The organism is Streptomyces sp. ATLC9, from assembly GCF_057196705.1.
This window is the reverse complement of the sequence record NZ_JBXUOY010000101.1, coordinates 1-16,358: the sequence shown is the minus strand read 5'-3', so window position 1 is coordinate 16,358 and position 16,358 is coordinate 1. Positions and strand designations below refer to the sequence as shown.

The following is a 16,358-nucleotide window of genomic DNA, read 5'->3' as shown; positions in this document are numbered from 1 at the left end:
GGCGGGGCGTCCGCGGCGGCGCGCGGGGGGCGCCGGCGTCCCGTCCGCTCACGGGCCGGTCTTCCGGGGTACGGAGGCCAGGTGGCGGCGGGTGAAGGCCAGCGCCTCGGCGAGGTCCGCCTCGCGCTCGGCCGACGACATCGCCCGGCGGGTGTTGACCTCGACCACCACGTGCCCGTCGAAGCCGCCCGCCGCCAGGCGCTCCAGGACCTCCGCGCACGGCTGGTCGCCGCGCCCGGGGACGAGGTGCTCGTCCTTGGCGGAGTCGGTGCCGTCGGCGATGTGGATGTGCGCCAGGCGATCGCCCATGCGGTCCACCATCGCCAGGGTGTCGTTGCGGGCGGTGGCGGTGTGGGAGAGGTCGAGGGTGAAGTGGCGGTGGTCGTCCTCGGTCGGGTCCCAGGCGGGGGCGTAGGCGAGCATCTCGCGGTCGCGGTAGCGCCAGGGGTACATGTTCTCGACGGCGAAGCGGACGTCGGTCTCGTCCGCCATCCGCCACACGCCGCGGATGAACTCCCGGGCGTAGGAACGCTGCCAGCGGAACGGCGGGTGCACCACGACCGTGCTCGCGCCCAGCTTCTCGGCGGCCTCGCGGGAGCGCTGGAGCTTGGTCCAGGGGTCCTTGGACCACACGCGCTGGGTGATCAGCAGGCAGGGTGCGTGGACGGCGAGGATCGGGACGCCGTGGAAGTCGGAGAGCCTGCGCAGCGCCTCGACGTCCTGACTGACCGGATCGGTCCACACCATCACCTCCACCCCGTCGTAGCCGAGGCGTGCGGCGATCTCGAAGGCCGTCGCCGTGGTCTCCGGGTAGACGGAGGCCGTGGAGAGGGCGACCTTCGGTGCCGGGGGGGACAGCGCTGGATCGACCACGCACAACAGCCTACGGCGGCCGGGGGTGCGTTACGGGGGCCGTCGCGGGGCCCGCGGGGCGGTGTGTGGGGAAGGTCACGGGTTCCCGTTGCCGGACAGGGCGTCCAGGCGGCGCAGGATGACGCCCTCGCGCAGCGCCCAGGGACAGATCTCCAGCCGCTCCACGCCGAACAGGTCCATGGCGCCCTCCGCCACCAGCGCTCCCGCCAGCAGCTGTCTGGCCCGGCCCTCGGAGACTCCGGGAAGAGCGGCGCGTTCGGCCGCCGGCATGGCGGCCAGCCTGGGCACCCACTCCTCCAGCGACGCGCGTACCAGCTCGCGCTGTGCGTAGGGGCCCTCGGCGGAACGGGGGGCGCCCGCCAGCCGGGCGAGCTGCTTGAAGGTCTTGGAGGTGGCCACCACGTGGTCGGGGGCGCTCAGCCTGCTGAAGTCCCCGACGACCCGGGCGATCTCGTGCCGCACATGGCGGCGCAGCGTGCGGACGTCGGCGGGGTCGGGCGGATCGCCGGGCAGCCAGGAGCCCGTGAGCCGGCCTGCACCCAGCGGCAGCGAGGAGGCGGCGTCGGGCTGCTCGTCGATGCCGTACGCGATCTCCAGCGAGCCGCCGCCGATGTCCAGGAGCAGCAGCCGTCCGGCCGACCAGCCGAACCAGCGGCGGGCGGCGAGAAAGGTCAGCCGGGCCTCGTCCTCGCCGGAGAGCACCTTCAGCTCCACGCCCGTCCCGTCGGCGACCCGCTCCAGCACGTGGTCGGCGTTGGCGGCGTCCCGTACGGCCGAGGTGGCGAACGGCAGCAGGTCCTCCACGCCCTTGTCCTCGGCGACGACCATCGCCTCGCGGACGGTCGCGGCGAGCTTCTCCACTCCGGCCGGGTTTATGGAGCCGTCCTCGTCGAGGAGTTCGGCCAGGCGCAGTTCCGCCTTGTGGGAGTAGGCGGGCAGGGGGCGGGCACCCCGGTGTGCGTCCACCACCAGCAGGTGAACGGTGTTGGAACCCACGTCGAGGACACCGAGTCTCATGGGGGGCCACGCTACTGCGGCAGGACGGTGGTCCGGAGCCCGCCCCGTGGTGCATACCCTGGGGACGTGGCGAAGACGAAAACGGTTGAGCCGGACAAAGAGGCGAACACGGGCGGAGAGCGGCGGCGGGCGGCGGGCGAGGAGGTGGAGCTGGACCACGCCCGGATGTGGGTGGAGTTCCCGGACCCGGCGGACGACGAGCAGGTGTTCCGGTGCGACCTGACCTGGCTGACCTCCCGCTGGGGCTGCGTCTTCGGCCAGGGGTGCCAGGGCATCAGCGCGGGGCGCGCGAGCGACGGCTGCTGCACACTGGGCGCGCACTTCTCGGACGAGGACGACGAGGAGCGCGTCGCGGCGCACGTGGCGCGCCTCACGCCCGAGAGCTGGCAGTTCCACGCGGAGGGCTCCTCCGGGCGCGGCTGGACCGAGGTGAACGAGGACGGCGAGCGCCAGACGCGGCTGTACCGGGGCGCGTGCATCTTCCTCAACCGCCCCGGCTTCTCCGGCGGCATCGGCTGCGCGCTGCACACGATGGCCCTGCGGGAGGGCCGGGAGCCGCTGGAGACCAAGCCGGACGTGTGCTGGCAGCTGCCGGTCCGGCGGACGTTCGAATGGGTGGAGCTGCCGGACGGTGAGCAGCGGCTGTACGTGTCGATCGGCGAGTACGACCGCCGCGGCTGGGGGCCGGGCGGGCACGACCTGCACTGGTGGTGCACCGGCGCGCCGTCGGCGCACGGGGCCGGCGAGCCGGTGTACGTCTCGTACCGGCCGGAACTGACGGAGCTGATGGGTCCGGCCGGGTACGCGCGACTGGCCGAGCTGTGCGAGGAGCGGCTGGCGGCGCAGTTGCCGCTGGTGGCGCCGCATCCGGCGGACGGGCCCGCCGGTGGAGCCGCCGCGGGTGCCGCGGGACGGTCCGCGGGGCGCACCGAACCGGGGCACGCGGAGCCGGGGCACACGATGCCCGGGTGAACGGCTCCGGTGCGGCGCGGGCTCTAGTCCGGCTGCCCCGCCGGGGGCTGTGCGGGCTCCGGCGCGGGCGTGCTCGACGGCGGCTCGGAGGCCGTCGGTTCGGGTGCGGGCGGCTCCGGCTCCGGAGGCTCGGAGGGGCGCGGTTCGGCGGGCACCGCGGCGCCGTGCCCCCGGAGGGTGATCACCGCCTCCGCCGGGGCGATCGAGATCCGCGCGGTCCACGCGCCCGCCGGCTCCCGCGACCGGTCCACGGTGACGGTGAACGCGGCGGATCCACCGGGCCGCAGCGTCCCGTACGTGCGGTCCAACCGCAGCCAGGGGGCGTCCGCGGAGGCCGTCCAGTCGACCGGGGATCCGCCGGAGGCGACGAGGGTGACGACGGTGGCGCCCCCGGACGGCCGGGCCTCGACCGTCAGCCGGCCCGGTCCCGTGTCGGCGTCCCCGCGCGGCGGGCCCTCCCCGTCCGCGCGGTCCGTGCCGGAGGACGAGGTACCCGGCCCTTCCACGCCGTCCGCGCCCGCCACGTCGACGCGGACGCCGAGCCCGTCCCGGGAGGCTCCGGCGCCCCCCGCCCGGCCCTCGTCGCCCCGGGGGCCGCCGTACGGACCGCCCGGATCCTGCCGCTCGGAGGCCGAGACGGTGACGCCGCCCGGGCCGCCCTCCGCCAGTGGCGCACCGCGGTACGCCGCCCACAGCGCCAGCAGCGGCGCGGCGACGACGGTGGCGACGACCGTGGTGGTCACCGCGCGGCTGCGCAGCCGGTCGAAGCGCTCGGCGCGGTTCCGGCTGGCGACGGGGAAACCACGCCGGTCGAAGCGCGGGGTGTGCTGGGCCCGCGCACGCTGCGCGGCGAGCATTGAGGCGTGCACCTCCGCGCGCGGGGCGGGCAGCACGGTGAGCGCGCCGACGTCCGCGGGGGCGGTGCCGGGCCACGGCCCGCCCGCCAGCACCCGTTCGGCGGTGCGGCGGCACTCGGGGCACTCGTCCACGTGCCGCACCAGCTCCCGGCGGAGCGCGCTGCCCAGCAGCACCTCCCGGTCCCCGGCGAGCCGGGCGACGGCCGGGCAGCCGCCCCGTTCGACGACGGCGAGCGCGGTGCGGGTGCGTTCCACCTCGCAGGCGGCGCTGGACAGCAGCAGCTCGGTGCCGTCGTGGTCCGTGCCGAGGACCGCGGCGACCTCGTGGACCGGCAGGTGGTGGCGTACGGCCAGCTCCAGGGCCTCGCGCTGCTCGGGGCCGGTGCCTGCGGCCTCCGGCCAGGCGAGTGCGGCCAGTTCGCGGCGGCGCGCGGTGGCCAGGGGGCCGGGGAGCTCCGGGGGCTCGGGGCGCACGCCCTTCCGCTCGGCCAGGAGCCGCAGGCAGGACCAGCGGACCAGCGCGTACAGCCAGGGCCGGTGCAGCGCCGTGTCGGCGGGGGTGCGGCCGCGGCGGCGCTGCCGCTCGGCGACGGCCAGGGCCTCGCCGAGGACGGCGATGGCCGCCTCGTGCTCGCACATGACGGACAGGCAGTAGGTGAACAGCCCGTCCAGGTGGTCCCGGTAGGGGTCGACGGGCGCCGGCGGCCGGGCCGCGGCGCGGTGCGTGCCACGGTGCGCCCGGTGTACACCGGTGGTGTGCGTGGGGTGCTCGCGCCGAGTGCTCATCACCCAGCCGACCGTAGGCGGAAGGCCGGGCATCACTGGTGATGCTTGCGCGGGTTTAACCCTTACGGGTGACGATCTGCGGTAAAACGCACAAACGCTCAGCGGTGGAGGGCGGGGGGTGCGCGAGGGCGCACGGGGCCCGGGCCTCATGGCGTCCGCCCGTCCCCCGCCTCGTGTCCGCCTCCCGCCCGTACCGCGCCCGCCGGAGCCCGGCTGTCACAGGCTCCGGTTACCGTGAGGCCCATGGCTGCCCGCAAGTCGTCCGCCAAGGACCGCCCCGCCCACCGCTGCACCGAGTGCGGCTACACCACCGCCAAGTGGCTCGGCCGCTGCCCGGAGTGCCACGCCTGGGGCACCGTCGAGGAGACCGGCGGCACCCCGGCCGTCCGCACCACCGCGCCCGGCCGGGTCTCGTCCCCCGCGCTGCCCATCGGCCAGGTGAACGGGCAGGTGGCCACCGCGCGCAGCACGGGCGTGCCCGAGCTGGACAGGGTGCTGGGCGGCGGGCTGGTGCCGGGTGCGGTGGTGCTGCTGGCGGGTGAGCCGGGGGTGGGCAAGTCCACGCTCCTGCTGGACGTCGCGGCCAAGGCGGCCGACGCCGACCGCCGCACCCTCTACGTCACCGGCGAGGAGTCGGCCGGGCAGGTGCGGCTGCGGGCGGACCGGATCGGAGCGATCAGCGACCACCTGTACCTGGCGGCCGAGACGGACCTGTCGGCCGTCCTGGGGCATCTGGACGAGGTGAAGCCCTCGCTGCTCGTCCTGGACTCGGTGCAGACGGTCGCCTCCCCGGAGATCGATGGTGCGCCCGGCGGCATGGCGCAGGTGCGGGAGGTGGCCGGGGCGCTGATCCGGGCCTCCAAGGAGCGCGGGATGTCCACGCTGCTGGTGGGCCACGTCACCAAGGACGGCGCCATCGCCGGCCCGCGCCTGCTGGAGCACCTGGTGGACGTGGTCCTGCAGTTCGAGGGCGACCGGCACGCCCGGCTGCGGCTGGTGCGTGGTGTGAAGAACCGCTACGGCGCCACCGACGAGGTGGGCTGCTTCGAGCTGCACGACGAGGGCATCACCGGCCTGGCCGACCCGTCGGGCCTCTTCCTCACACGCCGGGACGAACCCGTGCCCGGCACCTGTCTGACCGTCACACTGGAAGGCCGCCGTCCGCTGGTGGCCGAGGTGCAGTCGCTGACGGTGGACTCCCAGATCCCCTCCCCCCGGCGCACCACTTCCGGACTGGAGACCTCGCGCGTGTCGATGATGCTGGCCGTTCTGGAGCAGCGGGGACGGATCAACGCGCTGGGCAAGCGGGACGTCTACACCGCCACCGTCGGCGGGGTGCGGCTGTCCGAGCCGGCGGCGGACCTGGCGATGGCGCTCGCGCTGGCCAGCGCCGCCAGCGACACACCTCTTCCGAAGAACCTGGTGGCCATCGGCGAGGTGGGGCTGGCGGGCGAGGTCAGGCGGGTGACGGGTGTGCAGCGGCGCCTGGCGGAGGCCGCGCGGCTGGGCTTCACCCACGCCCTGGTGCCCACCGATCCGGGCAGGGTGCCGTCGGGAATGCGGGTGCGGGAGGTCGCCGACATAGGCGAGGCGCTGCGGGTCCTGCCCGCCCGGCCGTCGCGGTCCGGCCGCTCCGAACGGCCCGACGGCGACGGAACCGACCGGAGCACGCCACACGAGGGCTGACACCGCCGGTAGACTTTGCCCTGGTCTCGCCCGTACGTACGCATGACCCGAAGGAGTGCCGTGGCAGCCAACGACCGGGCAGCAACCGGCGCCGACAGCCTGTTGCGCGCCTCACTGAGCGCGGTCGCGCCCGGTACGGCCCTGCGCGACGGCCTGGAGCGCGTCCTGCGGGGGAACACCGGCGGGCTCATCGTCCTGGGCATGGACAGGACCGTCGAGACCCTGTGCTCGGGCGGTTTCGTACTGGACGTGGAGTTCAGCGCGACGCGACTGCGCGAGCTGTGCAAGCTGGACGGTGCGCTGATCCTCGACAGGGACATCACCAAGATCGTGCGGGCGGGAGTGCAGCTCGTGCCGGACGCCTCGATCCCGACGGAGGAGACGGGCACCCGGCACCGCACCGCGCAGCGGGTGTCGATCCAGACGGGCTTCCCGGTGGTGTCGGTGAGCCAGTCGATGCGGCTGATCGCGCTGTACGTGGACGGTCAGCGGCGCGTGCTGGAGGACTCGGCGGCGATCCTGTCCCGGGCCAACCAGGCGCTGGCGACGCTGGAGCGGTACAAGCTGCGCCTGGACGAGGTGGCGGGCACGCTCTCCGCGCTGGAGATCGAGGACCTGGTGACGGTCCGGGACGTCTCGGCGGTGTCGCAGCGGCTGGAGATGGTGCGGCGGATCGCCACGGAGATCGCCGAGTACGTGGTGGAGCTGGGCACGGACGGGCGGCTGCTCTCCCTCCAGCTCGACGAGCTGATCGCGGGCGTGGAGCCCGAGCGCGAGCTGGTCGCCCGCGACTACGTGCCCGAGCCGACCGCCAGGCGGTCCCGCACCGTCACCGAGGCGCTGGCCGAGCTGGACAGGCTGACCCACACCGAGCTGCTCGAACTGCCCACGGTGGCCAAGGCGCTGGGGTACAGCGGGTCGCCGGAGACGCTGGACTCCGCCGTCTCGCCGCGCGGTTACCGCCTGCTGGCGAAGGTCCCGCGGCTGCCGAACGCCGTGATAGAGCGGCTGGTCGAGCACTTCGGCGGGCTGCAGAAGCTGCTGGCCGCGAGCGTGGACGACCTGCAGACCGTCGACGGCGTGGGCGAGGCGCGGGCCAGGTCGGTCCGCGAGGGCCTGTCGCGGCTGGCGGAGTCGTCGATCCTGGAGCGGTACGTCTGACGCGTCCGGCAGGGCCGCCGGGCTCGGTGGCCCTGCCGGATCCGGCCCGCCCGGGCCGCGGCACGGAGGGTTCGGTCCCGGCTCACTCCACGGTTCAGTCCTTGGCGAGGACGAACGTGGTGCGCTTCTTCTCCAGGCCCTTCACCTCGGCCTCGACCAGATAGGTGCCGGCCTCGGCCTCGGTGCCCGGCGTACCGCATTCGGGCGTGCTGTGCCTGCGGTTCCACTCCAGGGTGCGGACGGCCGTACCACCCACCGGGACCTTGTAGAGGGCCGAGCGGGCGCCCTTCGGGCAGTGCTCGGACTTCCAGACCGTCTCGTCACCGTCCTCGGTCTCGACGATGGTGAGGGTCGTGGCGCCGGTGCCGAAGTCGACCTTGCAGGCGCCGCCGCCCTCGTTCCGCACGGTCAGCCGGAAGACGGGCTCCTCACCGGGCGCGTACCGGTTCTCCTCGCTGCGCAGCGTCACCTCGACCGAGCCGGGGCGGCAGTCGGGGAGGGTGGAGTCGGCCGGCACGGCCTCGATCCCGCCCGGGACGACACCTGCGGAGCCGCCGGCCCCTCCGGCGCCCGGCACTCCCGAACCGCCCGAACCGGAACCGTTCGCGCCGCCTTCGCCCTCGCCGTCCGAGCCTCCGCCTCCGGACCCCGCGCCGCCGGCGCCCTCCGTGCCGTCGTCGCCGCCCGGACCTCCGGACCCGCCCGAGCCCCCGTCGGACTCCTCGCGCCCGCCGGGGCGTCGGCTGATCAGGGATTCGGACGAGGACGGTCCGGGCGTGATGGTGCCCGGCACCTCACCGCCGCCCCGCTTCCCGCCCTGGTCACTCCCGTCGTCCCCGCCCGGCTCTCCGGACCTGACGGCCCATACGGCGAGCACTGTCAGGACCAGCAGGAGCGCAAGCACGACCGCCCTTCGCCTCCAGTAGATGGAGGAGGGAAGGGGCCCAACCGGATTGCGCAGAGATCCCACGCGCAAACCTTACGAGACATCATGTGGCCCATACGGTCTTACCCGCCGCGCCGAAGACCAACTTTTATGATGAACGATCCGGTGAAGCCTGACGATCGCCAGGGGCGACACCCGGCCATCGCGGAGAGTGATGGAGCGATTCCTTTTCGTACCGTTCACGCATGAGCAGTGATCTTCGAAGCGATCCCCCCGGCTCTCCCCCGGACGCTTCCCGGGGCCCCTCCCCGGACGGCCTCCACAGCGACCTCTACCGGTACGTCACCGACTTCGCGCACGACACGCCGGGCTGGGTGCACTCGCTCGCCGGGTACGGCACCGAGGGCGGGCTGCTGGTCCTCGCCGCGCTGCTGGCGGCGGCGTGCTGGCGGGTCCGGCACGCCGAGCCCGGGGTCCTGGCGCGGGCCCTGCTGGGCGGGACGGCGGTGGCGGCGGCGTACGGCCTCAGCGAGATCGCCAAGCTGGTCGTACGCGAGGAGCGGCCGTGCCGGGCCGTGCCGGACGCGCCGACCCCGATCGTCCCCTGCCCGGAGCCGGGCGACTGGTCCTTTCCCAGCAACCACGCCACCATCGCCGCCGCCGCGGCGGTGACCGTCGTACTCGTCTGGCGGGCGATGGCCTGGCTGGTGCTGCCGCTGGCGGTGCTGACGGCGTTCTCCCGGGTGTTCCTCGGGGTGCACTACCCGCACGACGTGGCGGCTGGCGCGCTGCTGGGCACGGCCGCGGTACTGCTGGTGACCTGGTCGGCCGCGGGACCGGCGACCGCGCTGACGGGCCGGGTACGGGCCAGACTCGGCTACACCAGCCCCGCCTCGTAGGCGATGGTCGCCGCCGGCCCCACCCCCGCCGGAAGCCGGTTTCCACTCCCCTCGGACGAAAGGGGCACATCGGGACGGGTGGTGCCTGCCCTCCATCGGCGCGGACCGCTTCGCTGCCGCGCCCCTCCGTGTCAGGATCGGAGACGCCATGACTGCGACCACATCCGAGCACAGCGCCACCGGTCCGACCACGACCGGCCTCCGTCCCCCCGACTCCCCCGCCCCCTCCGATCTCCACGGACCGGTCATCGACTGGTTCGGCGAGCACGCTCGCGACCTGCCCTGGCGCCGCCCCGAGGCGGGCGCCTGGGGCGTGATGGTCAGCGAGTTCATGCTCCAGCAGACACCGGTCAGCCGGGTGCTGCCCGTGTACGAGCAGTGGCTCGCCCGCTGGCCGCGCCCCGCCGACCTGGCCGCCGAGCCACCCGGCGAGGCGGTGCGTGCCTGGGGCCGGCTGGGCTACCCCCGCCGGGCCCTGCGGCTGCACGGCGCCGCCGCCGCCATAACGGAGCGGCACGGCGGCGACGTGCCCAAGGAGCACGCGCAACTCCTGGCGCTGCCCGGTGTGGGCGAGTACACGGCCGCGGCCGTGGCCTCCTTCGCCTACGGGCAGCGGCACGCGGTGCTGGACACCAACGTCCGGCGGGTCTTCGCCCGCGCCTTCGGCGGCCGCGAGTTCCCCCCGACCGCCACCACCGCCGCCGAGCGCAGACTCGCCCGGGCCGTCCTCCCCGAGGAGGAGGCGACGGCGGCGCGCTGGGCGGCGGCCACGATGGAGCTGGGCGCCCTGGTGTGCACGGCCCGCAAGCCGGACTGCGAGAACTGCCCGATCCTGGACCTGTGCGCCTGGCGCCGCGCCGGCTCGCCCGCGCACGACGGTCCGCCGCGCCGCGGGCAGAGCTACGCGGGCACCGACCGCCAGGTGCGCGGCAGGCTGCTGGCCGTGCTGCGCGAGACGGTGGGGCCGGTACCGCAGGCCGCGCTGGACGCGGTGTGGGACGAGCCGGTGCAGCGGGCGCGCGCGCTGGACGGGCTGGTCGCGGACGGGCTGGTCGAACCGCTGGAGAACGGCGTCTACCGGCTGCCCCAGGGCCGGGGCCCGGCCCTGTGAGACGGGGTGGGGCGGCCGGGCCCCCCCCCCCCGTCCACCCCGTACCCGCACCGCGCGCCGCGGCGGGACGTGCCCGGGCACGGGTCAGTCGCAGACCTCCGACCACTCCCGGCTCAGGGTCGGTCCGCTCACGCGCTCCTCGGCCAGCGAGTACCGGTTGCCGGACTCGTCCCGGAAGACCGCCTCGGTGCCATTCGGTCCCTCTCGCGGCTCCTGGAGGAACTCCACACCCCGTTCCACCAGCCGCTCGTACGCGGAGCGGCAGTCGTCCGTCCGCAGCACGCCCGCCCCCAGGACTCCCCGGCGGACCAGCCCGGCCAGCGCCTCGGCCGACCGGGGGTCGATGCCGGGGCCGTGGGTCGGCACCAGCGTCAGCCCGACGTCCGGCTGGTCCCTGGTCCCGACGGTGATCCTGCGCGTTCCGTCCTCGATGACTTCGCCGCGCACCTCGAAGCCGAGCTTCTCGGTGAAGAACCTCAGGTCCCGCTCCTGGTCGGTGGACCAGACGGTGGCTGCGGCCAGACCCTTGATCACGGTGCCTCCCATGGTCGCGGACTCGCGGTCCCACCGTGGGCAGCGCGCCCACCGGCCCGGCCCTCCAGGATCGCGCCGTGTGCGGCGCTCCGTCCACCGTACGGCGCGGCACCACGGCTTGGTCCACGAAACCCCTTACGTCCCAGGAGAGTTGGCCCGGCCTACGGTGCGCGGCCGGCCGACGCGTCTGTGGCTCGCCTACGACCTCGGGCCGGCATGGAGTGGCTGAGCGCCTTCCCCCGTCCGCACACCATCCGGGTGAACCCGCGGCTGCCCCGGGTCGGCGGGGTCCGGGAGGACATCCGGATCATCGCGCGCTGAGCCCGGCCTTCCGCGCGGAAGACCTCACGCGTACGGGCGCGGCCCGGGACCGTCGTACGGTCCCGGGCCGCGCCCGTGTGGCCGGTGCGCGGCTCGCCGGCGCCTCAGGCCTCCTTGGAGAGGTTCGGGCCGCCGCCCGCCGCGGACTCCACCGGAGGGGCGTCCGGCAGGGCCGACTTCTCCTCGCCGCGGAAGGTGAACTTCTTCGCCTCGCCGTCGTCCTCGGTGTCGACGACCACGATGTGACCGGGGCGCAGCTCGCCGAAGAGGATCTTCTCCGAGAGCACGTCCTCGATCTCCCGCTGGATCGTCCGGCGCAGCGGCCGGGCGCCCAGGACGGGGTCGTAGCCCTTCTTGGCGAGCAGCTTCTTGGCGTCACCGCTGAGCTCGATGCCCATGTCGCGGTCCTTGAGCCGCTCGTCCACCTTGGCGACCATGAGGTCGACGATCCGGATGATGTCTTCCTCGGTCAGCTGGTGGAAGACGACGGTGTCGTCGACGCGGTTGAGGAACTCGGGCCGGAAGTGCTGCTTGAGCTCCTCGTTGACCTTGTTCTTCATCCGCTCGTAGCCGGTCTTGACGTCGCCCTGGGCGGCGAAGCCCAGGTTGAAGCCCTTGGAGATGTCCCGGGTGCCGAGGTTGGTCGTCATGATGATGACGGTGTTCTTGAAGTCCACGACCCGGCCCTGGGAGTCGGTCAGGCGACCGTCCTCCAGGATCTGCAGCAGCGAGTTGAAGATGTCCGGGTGGGCCTTCTCGACCTCGTCGAACAGGACGACCGAGAACGGCTTGCGGCGGACCTTCTCCGTGAGCTGGCCGCCCTCCTCGTACCCCACGTAACCGGGGGGCGAGCCGAAGAGCCGCGAGACGGTGTGCTTCTCGCTGAACTCCGACATGTCGAGGGAGATCAGCGCGTCCTCGTCGCCGAAGAGGAACTCCGCCAGCGTCTTGGACAGCTCGGTCTTACCGACGCCGGAGGGGCCGGCGAAGATGAACGAGCCACCGGGGCGCTTGGGGTCCTTCAGTCCGGCCCTGGTACGGCGGATGGCCTGGGAGAGCGCCTTGATGGCGTCCTCCTGCCCGATGACGCGCTTGTGCAGCTCGTCCTCCATGCGCAGCAGGCGGGAGGACTCCTCCTCGGTGAGCTTGAAGACCGGGATGCCCGTGGCGGTGGCCAGGACCTCGGCGATCAGCTCCTCGTCGACCTCGGCGACGACGTCCATGTCGCCGGCCTTCCATTCCTTCTCCCGCTTGGCCTTGGCAGCCAGGAGCTGCTTCTCGGTGTCGCGGAGGGAGGCCGCCTTCTCGAAGTCCTGCGAGTCGATCGCGGACTCCTTCTCCCGGCGCACGTTCGCGATCTTCTCGTCGAACTCGCGCAGGTCCGGCGGTGCGGTCATCCGGCGGATGCGCATCCGGGAGCCGGCCTCGTCGATCAGGTCGATCGCCTTGTCCGGCAGGAAGCGGTCCGAGATGTACCGGTCGGCGAGCTGCGCGGCGGCCACCAGGGCGGCGTCCGTGATGGACACCCGGTGGTGCGCCTCGTAGCGGTCGCGCAGACCCTTGAGGATCTCGATGGTGTGCGGCAGCGACGGCTCGGCGACCTGGATCGGCTGGAAGCGGCGCTCCAGGGCCGCGTCCTTCTCCAGGTGCTTGCGGTACTCGTCCAGCGTCGTCGCGCCGATGGTCTGGAGCTCCCCGCGGGCCAGCATCGGCTTGAGGATGCTGGCGGCGTCGATCGCGCCCTCGGCGGCGCCCGCACCCACCAGGGTGTGGAGCTCGTCGATGAACAGGATGATGTCGCCGCGGGTGCGGATCTCCTTGAGGACCTTCTTCAGGCGCTCCTCGAAGTCACCGCGGTAGCGGGACCCGGCGACCAGGGCGCCCAGGTCCAGCGTGTACAGGTGCTTGTCCTTGAGTGTCTCGGGCACCTCGCCCTTGACGATGGCCTGGGCCAGGCCCTCGACGACCGCCGTCTTGCCGACGCCGGGCTCGCCGATGAGGACCGGGTTGTTCTTGGTGCGGCGGGACAGCACCTGCATGACCCGCTCGATCTCCTTCTCGCGCCCGATGACCGGGTCGAGCTTGGACTCGCGGGCCGCCTGGGTGAGATTGCGGCCGAACTGGTCCAGCACCAGGGAGGTCGAGGGGGTGCCCTCGGCGGGGCCGCCCGCGGTGGCCGCCTCCTTGCCGCCGGAGTAGCCGGAGAGCAGCTGGATGACCTGCTGCCGCACCCGGTTGAGATCGGCGCCGAGCTTGACGAGGACCTGGGCGGCGACGCCCTCGCCCTCGCGGATCAGGCCGAGCAGGATGTGCTCGGTGCCGATGTAGTTGTGGCCGAGCTGAAGGGCCTCACGGAGTGACAGCTCCAGGACCTTCTTGGCACGGGGAGTGAAGGGGATGTGGCCGGACGGGGCCTGCTGACCCTGGCCGATGATCTCCTCCACCTGCTGGCGGACCGCCTCGAGCGAAATCCCGAGGCTCTCCAGTGCCTTAGCGGCGACACCCTCACCCTCGTGGATCAGGCCCAGGAGGATGTGCTCGGTGCCGATGTAGTTGTGGTTGAGCATCCGGGCTTCTTCCTGAGCCAGGACGACAACCCGCCGCGCGCGGTCGGTGAACCTCTCGAACATCGTTAATCGCTCCTCAGAGCGGTCAGGCAGTAAGGGGTCGGTCCCCTCCCTGTCCTTCCGCAGCTTAGTCCCGCAAGCGGGGACCGCTCATTCCAACTGCCGACACCCGTCCGGATCGCTCCCGCGCTGGCGGGGAGGAGAGCCCGTTACCTCTCGCCCTCGTCCCGAACAGCCGACAACAGTTCCAACCCGATGGTGCGAGACGATGTTCCCGCAGGCCAGACATATCCGCCCGCTTCCGCTACGCCGACGGCGAACGCCCCTGGGCCGCCGCGCCGTCCACCGCTCCATCGCCGGTGCCGCACCCCCGTTCCACATGGGATTTCTTCACCCGACTTCTTACCCCGGGACACCGACAGTCCATGCCGGGTGGGGCGGGTGCATCCGCTACTGGCGAACACCCTTGCGTGGCGCACCGCACTTTTCCCACTCGCCCGACCGGTACTCGGAGTAGCGGGGCGACACCCTGCGTGACCGGCGCGCGGGCCGACCGCGTACGTCCCCGGGAGACCGCCGTACGGCTGCGGCCTCCCGGACGGGGTACGAGGCCGGTCTCACAGGCCCCGCGGGTGTCGCCGGCCCTCCGGCCCGGTGGGCGCGGCGGCGACGGCGACGGGGTACCGCCGCACGCGACTCGCCCGCGCGACTCAGGCGTTCGCCTTCTCGTAGGCCTCGCGAATGTTGGCGGGGACACGGCCGCGGTCGTTGACCTCGTAGCCGTTCTCCTTCGCCCAGGCGCGGATCTTCGCGGTGTCCTGACTTCCGCCGCCGGTGGCGGAAGGGCGGGACTTGCCGCGAGCCGAACGGCCACCGGTACGACGACCGTTCCTGAGGTAAGGCTCCAGCAGACCGCGGAGCTTGTCCGCGTTGGCGGTGGTGAGGTCGATCTCGTATGTCTTGCCGTCGAGAGCGAACGTCACGGTCTCGTCGGCCTCACCGCCGTCGATGTCGTCGACAAGAAGGACCTGAACCTTCTGCGCCACCGGTTACTCCCATTCGTCGTGTGTGGTCAGTCACCGAAAACCGATTACTGATACTGACGGTGAAAGCAAACCGCTTTTCCCGGGAAAACACAAACCCTCCGGGAACATTGCCGTGCAGGTCCGGCGGGATTGAGGGGATCTTTCGGACATAGGGCACAGGAAGCATGCGTCTCATAGGTGCAGCAGCATCCGCGTGTTACCCAAGGTGTTGGGTTTCACTCGTTCGAGCCCCAGGAACTCGGCCACACCTTCGTCATAGGAACGCAGCAGCTCGCTGTAGACGTCCCCGTCCACCGGCGTCTCGCCGATCTCGGTGAAGCCGTGCCGGGCGAAGAAGTCCACTTCGAAGGTGAGGCAGAAAATGCGCCGGACTCCCAGCCGGCGCGCGGTCTGCAGCAACTTCTCCAGTACCAGGTGGCCCACTCCCGTGCCCCTGAGCGCCGGGTCGACAGCGAGCGTGCGGACCTCGGCCAGGTCCTCCCACATCACATGGAGGGCACCGCAGGCGACGACCTCGCCGTCGTGGTCGCGTTCGGCGACCCAGAACTCCTGGATGTCCTCGTAAAGCGTCACCGTCGCTTTGTCCAGGAGGATACGGTCGCACGCGTAGGCGTCGATGAGACGGCGCACGGTGCGCACATCACTGGTTCTCGCCCTGCGGACGGTGACCTCGCTTACCGGGTTCACGGCTTCTGACATGCCGGGGACGCTATCGCTCCGGAGAACCGCGGCCACCGGCGGGGGCGCCGGGGCGCGTGTCGTCGGGATGCGCGACGCGCAAGGCGTCCCGCAGCGCTTCCGTCTGTTCCGGCGACATCATCCCGAAGAAGGCCACCAGTGCCGCCGCGGGGTTGTCGCTCGCCGCCCAGGCTTCGTTCATGAGTGCCGCGGAGTAGGCGGCCCGGGTGGAGACGGCTTCATATCGATAGGCCCGGCCCTCGCGCTCTCGCCGCAGCCAGCCCTTCTCCCGCAGGTTGTCCATTACGGTCATGACCGTGGTGTAGGCGATCGGCCGTTCGCGCCGGAGGTCGTCGAGCACTTCTCTCACCGTGACCGGGCGGTTCCACTGCCATACCCGCGTCATCACCGCGTCTTCCAGCTCTCCCAGTGGCCGAGGCACACCAGGAACGATAGCCGCATATGAACGGCATCGAGCACTTTGTTTTGTCCTTAGGACAAACAAATAGGAGCGCACACCGGGAAGCGGACTTCCCCGTGTGCGCCCCCGCGCCCCCGCGGCATCCGGCGATGCGCGCCGCCGGTGCGCCGCCTGGTGCCCGGGCGCCCGGGCCCAGCGCCTAGCGCCCGGGCGCTCCGTCGGCCGGCGACGCGGCACGCGCGGCCTCGGCCCGCGCCAGGGCGCTGTCCACCGCGGCGTCCTCCTTGGACTTGTTGGCACCGCCCTGGCTCCTGACGATCGTCACGATGAGGGCGGTGAAGGCCACGGCCATCACCACGGACGGGGTGAGTGCGGCGATGTACTCCATGCCGGATCAGCCTCCTTGGATACCGGACCTCCAGCGTACCGGCGGCTCCGCCGGGCGCCCGCGGGACCCGGGCGCCCGGTCCCGTGCGCCGGGCGGCCGGGGAGCGCGGGCGTGCCGTACGTCAGGCCGGGAGGACCCGGCGGCACGCCCGGGAC

15 protein-coding genes are annotated in these 16,358 nt (G+C 72.8%); 5 read left to right on the top strand and 10 right to left on the bottom strand.

The genetic code is table 11. The features are described 5' to 3' along the window. Positions 1-48: 48 nt before the first annotated feature. A complete protein-coding gene (locus tag AC2CJA_RS13160) occupies positions 49-873 on the bottom strand; it encodes a sugar phosphate isomerase/epimerase family protein (RefSeq protein WP_484602873.1) in 825 nt (274 codons plus the stop codon). A gap of 75 nt (positions 874-948) precedes the next feature. Next, complete coding sequence (locus AC2CJA_RS13155) at positions 949-1,890, bottom strand: Ppx/GppA family phosphatase (protein ID WP_484602872.1); 942 nt, start codon at positions 1,888-1,890, stop codon at positions 949-951. Positions 1,891-2,055: 165 nt separating this feature from the next. On the opposite strand from AC2CJA_RS13155, the gene AC2CJA_RS13150 reads away from it, so the two are divergent. Next, on the top strand, positions 2,056-2,862 hold the full coding sequence (locus AC2CJA_RS13150) for a DUF3109 family protein (RefSeq protein WP_484602875.1): 807 nt from the start codon (positions 2,056-2,058) through the stop codon (positions 2,860-2,862). 23 nt (positions 2,863-2,885) lie between these two features. On the opposite strand, the gene AC2CJA_RS13145 is transcribed toward AC2CJA_RS13150, so the two are convergent. Then, on the bottom strand, positions 2,886-4,505 hold the full coding sequence (locus tag AC2CJA_RS13145; RefSeq protein ID WP_484602871.1) for a BACON domain-containing protein: 1,620 nt from the start codon (positions 4,503-4,505) through the stop codon (positions 2,886-2,888). 243 nt (positions 4,506-4,748) lie between these two features. On the opposite strand from AC2CJA_RS13145, the gene radA reads away from it, so the two are divergent. After that, positions 4,749-6,191 carry a DNA repair protein RadA gene (gene radA, locus AC2CJA_RS13140; protein ID WP_484602870.1) on the top strand — a complete coding sequence of 481 codons (1,443 nt, stop codon included), beginning with the start codon at positions 4,749-4,751 and terminating at the stop codon, positions 6,189-6,191. A 60-nt stretch (positions 6,192-6,251) separates the two neighbouring features. Continuing rightward, on the top strand, positions 6,252-7,352 hold the full coding sequence (disA, locus tag AC2CJA_RS13135) for a DNA integrity scanning diadenylate cyclase DisA (RefSeq protein ID WP_484602869.1): 1,101 nt from the start codon (positions 6,252-6,254) through the stop codon (positions 7,350-7,352). 94 nt (positions 7,353-7,446) lie between these two features. On the opposite strand, the gene AC2CJA_RS13130 is transcribed toward disA, so the two are convergent. Beyond that, positions 7,447-8,256 (bottom strand): hypothetical protein, encoded by an 810-nt coding sequence (locus AC2CJA_RS13130; protein ID WP_484602868.1) that lies wholly within the window; start codon positions 8,254-8,256, stop codon positions 7,447-7,449. 227 nt (positions 8,257-8,483) lie between these two features. Between AC2CJA_RS13130 and AC2CJA_RS13125 the strand changes: the two genes are divergently transcribed. Together AC2CJA_RS13125 and AC2CJA_RS13120 are read left to right on the top strand one after the other, a co-directional pair. Next, positions 8,484-9,137 carry a phosphatase PAP2 family protein gene (locus AC2CJA_RS13125; protein WP_484602867.1) on the top strand — a complete coding sequence of 218 codons (654 nt, stop codon included), beginning with the start codon at positions 8,484-8,486 and terminating at the stop codon, positions 9,135-9,137. Between the two features lie 148 nt (positions 9,138-9,285). Beyond that, complete coding sequence (locus AC2CJA_RS13120) at positions 9,286-10,248, top strand: HhH-GPD family protein (RefSeq protein WP_484602866.1); 963 nt, start codon at positions 9,286-9,288, stop codon at positions 10,246-10,248. Positions 10,249-10,332: 84 nt separating this feature from the next. On the opposite strand, the gene AC2CJA_RS13115 is transcribed toward AC2CJA_RS13120, so the two are convergent. The 6 genes from AC2CJA_RS13115 to AC2CJA_RS13090 form a co-directional block, all read right to left on the bottom strand. Continuing rightward, on the bottom strand, positions 10,333-10,782 hold the full coding sequence (locus AC2CJA_RS13115; protein WP_484602874.1) for a VOC family protein: 450 nt from the start codon (positions 10,780-10,782) through the stop codon (positions 10,333-10,335). Positions 10,783-11,207: 425 nt separating this feature from the next. Beyond that, the gene (locus AC2CJA_RS13110; RefSeq protein WP_484602865.1) at positions 11,208-13,733 is read right to left on the bottom strand and encodes an ATP-dependent Clp protease ATP-binding subunit; all 2,526 of its coding nucleotides are present in this window, start codon (positions 13,731-13,733) and stop codon (positions 11,208-11,210) included. Between the two features lie 647 nt (positions 13,734-14,380). Beyond that, positions 14,381-14,716 carry a histone-like nucleoid-structuring protein Lsr2 gene (locus tag AC2CJA_RS13105; protein ID WP_484602864.1) on the bottom strand — a complete coding sequence of 112 codons (336 nt, stop codon included), beginning with the start codon at positions 14,714-14,716 and terminating at the stop codon, positions 14,381-14,383. Positions 14,717-14,887: 171 nt separating this feature from the next. Next, the gene (locus AC2CJA_RS13100) at positions 14,888-15,415 is read right to left on the bottom strand and encodes an amino-acid N-acetyltransferase (protein ID WP_241717081.1); all 528 of its coding nucleotides are present in this window, start codon (positions 15,413-15,415) and stop codon (positions 14,888-14,890) included. 10 nt (positions 15,416-15,425) lie between these two features. Further along, complete coding sequence (locus AC2CJA_RS13095; protein WP_484602863.1) at positions 15,426-15,836, bottom strand: BlaI/MecI/CopY family transcriptional regulator; 411 nt, start codon at positions 15,834-15,836, stop codon at positions 15,426-15,428. 178 nt (positions 15,837-16,014) lie between these two features. Continuing rightward, on the bottom strand, positions 16,015-16,203 hold the full coding sequence (locus tag AC2CJA_RS13090; protein ID WP_241717083.1) for a hypothetical protein: 189 nt from the start codon (positions 16,201-16,203) through the stop codon (positions 16,015-16,017). Positions 16,204-16,358 lie beyond the last annotated feature (155 nt).

Coding starts and splice junctions, on each gene's coding strand:
- radA (WP_484602870.1), top strand. CDS start 4,749: ATGGCTGCCCGCAAGTCGTCCGCCAAGGACCGCCCCGCCCACCGCTGC.
- AC2CJA_RS13090 (WP_241717083.1), bottom strand. CDS start 16,203: ATGGAGTACATCGCCGCACTCACCCCGTCCGTGGTGATGGCCGTGGCC.
- AC2CJA_RS13125 (WP_484602867.1), top strand. CDS start 8,484: ATGAGCAGTGATCTTCGAAGCGATCCCCCCGGCTCTCCCCCGGACGCT.
- AC2CJA_RS13100 (WP_241717081.1), bottom strand. CDS start 15,415: ATGTCAGAAGCCGTGAACCCGGTAAGCGAGGTCACCGTCCGCAGGGCG.
- AC2CJA_RS13150 (WP_484602875.1), top strand. CDS start 2,056: ATGTGGGTGGAGTTCCCGGACCCGGCGGACGACGAGCAGGTGTTCCGG.
- AC2CJA_RS13120 (WP_484602866.1), top strand. CDS start 9,286: ATGACTGCGACCACATCCGAGCACAGCGCCACCGGTCCGACCACGACC.
- AC2CJA_RS13155 (WP_484602872.1), bottom strand. CDS start 1,890: ATGAGACTCGGTGTCCTCGACGTGGGTTCCAACACCGTTCACCTGCTG.
- AC2CJA_RS13110 (WP_484602865.1), bottom strand. CDS start 13,733: ATGTTCGAGAGGTTCACCGACCGCGCGCGGCGGGTTGTCGTCCTGGCT.
- AC2CJA_RS13145 (WP_484602871.1), bottom strand. CDS start 4,505: ATGAGCACTCGGCGCGAGCACCCCACGCACACCACCGGTGTACACCGG.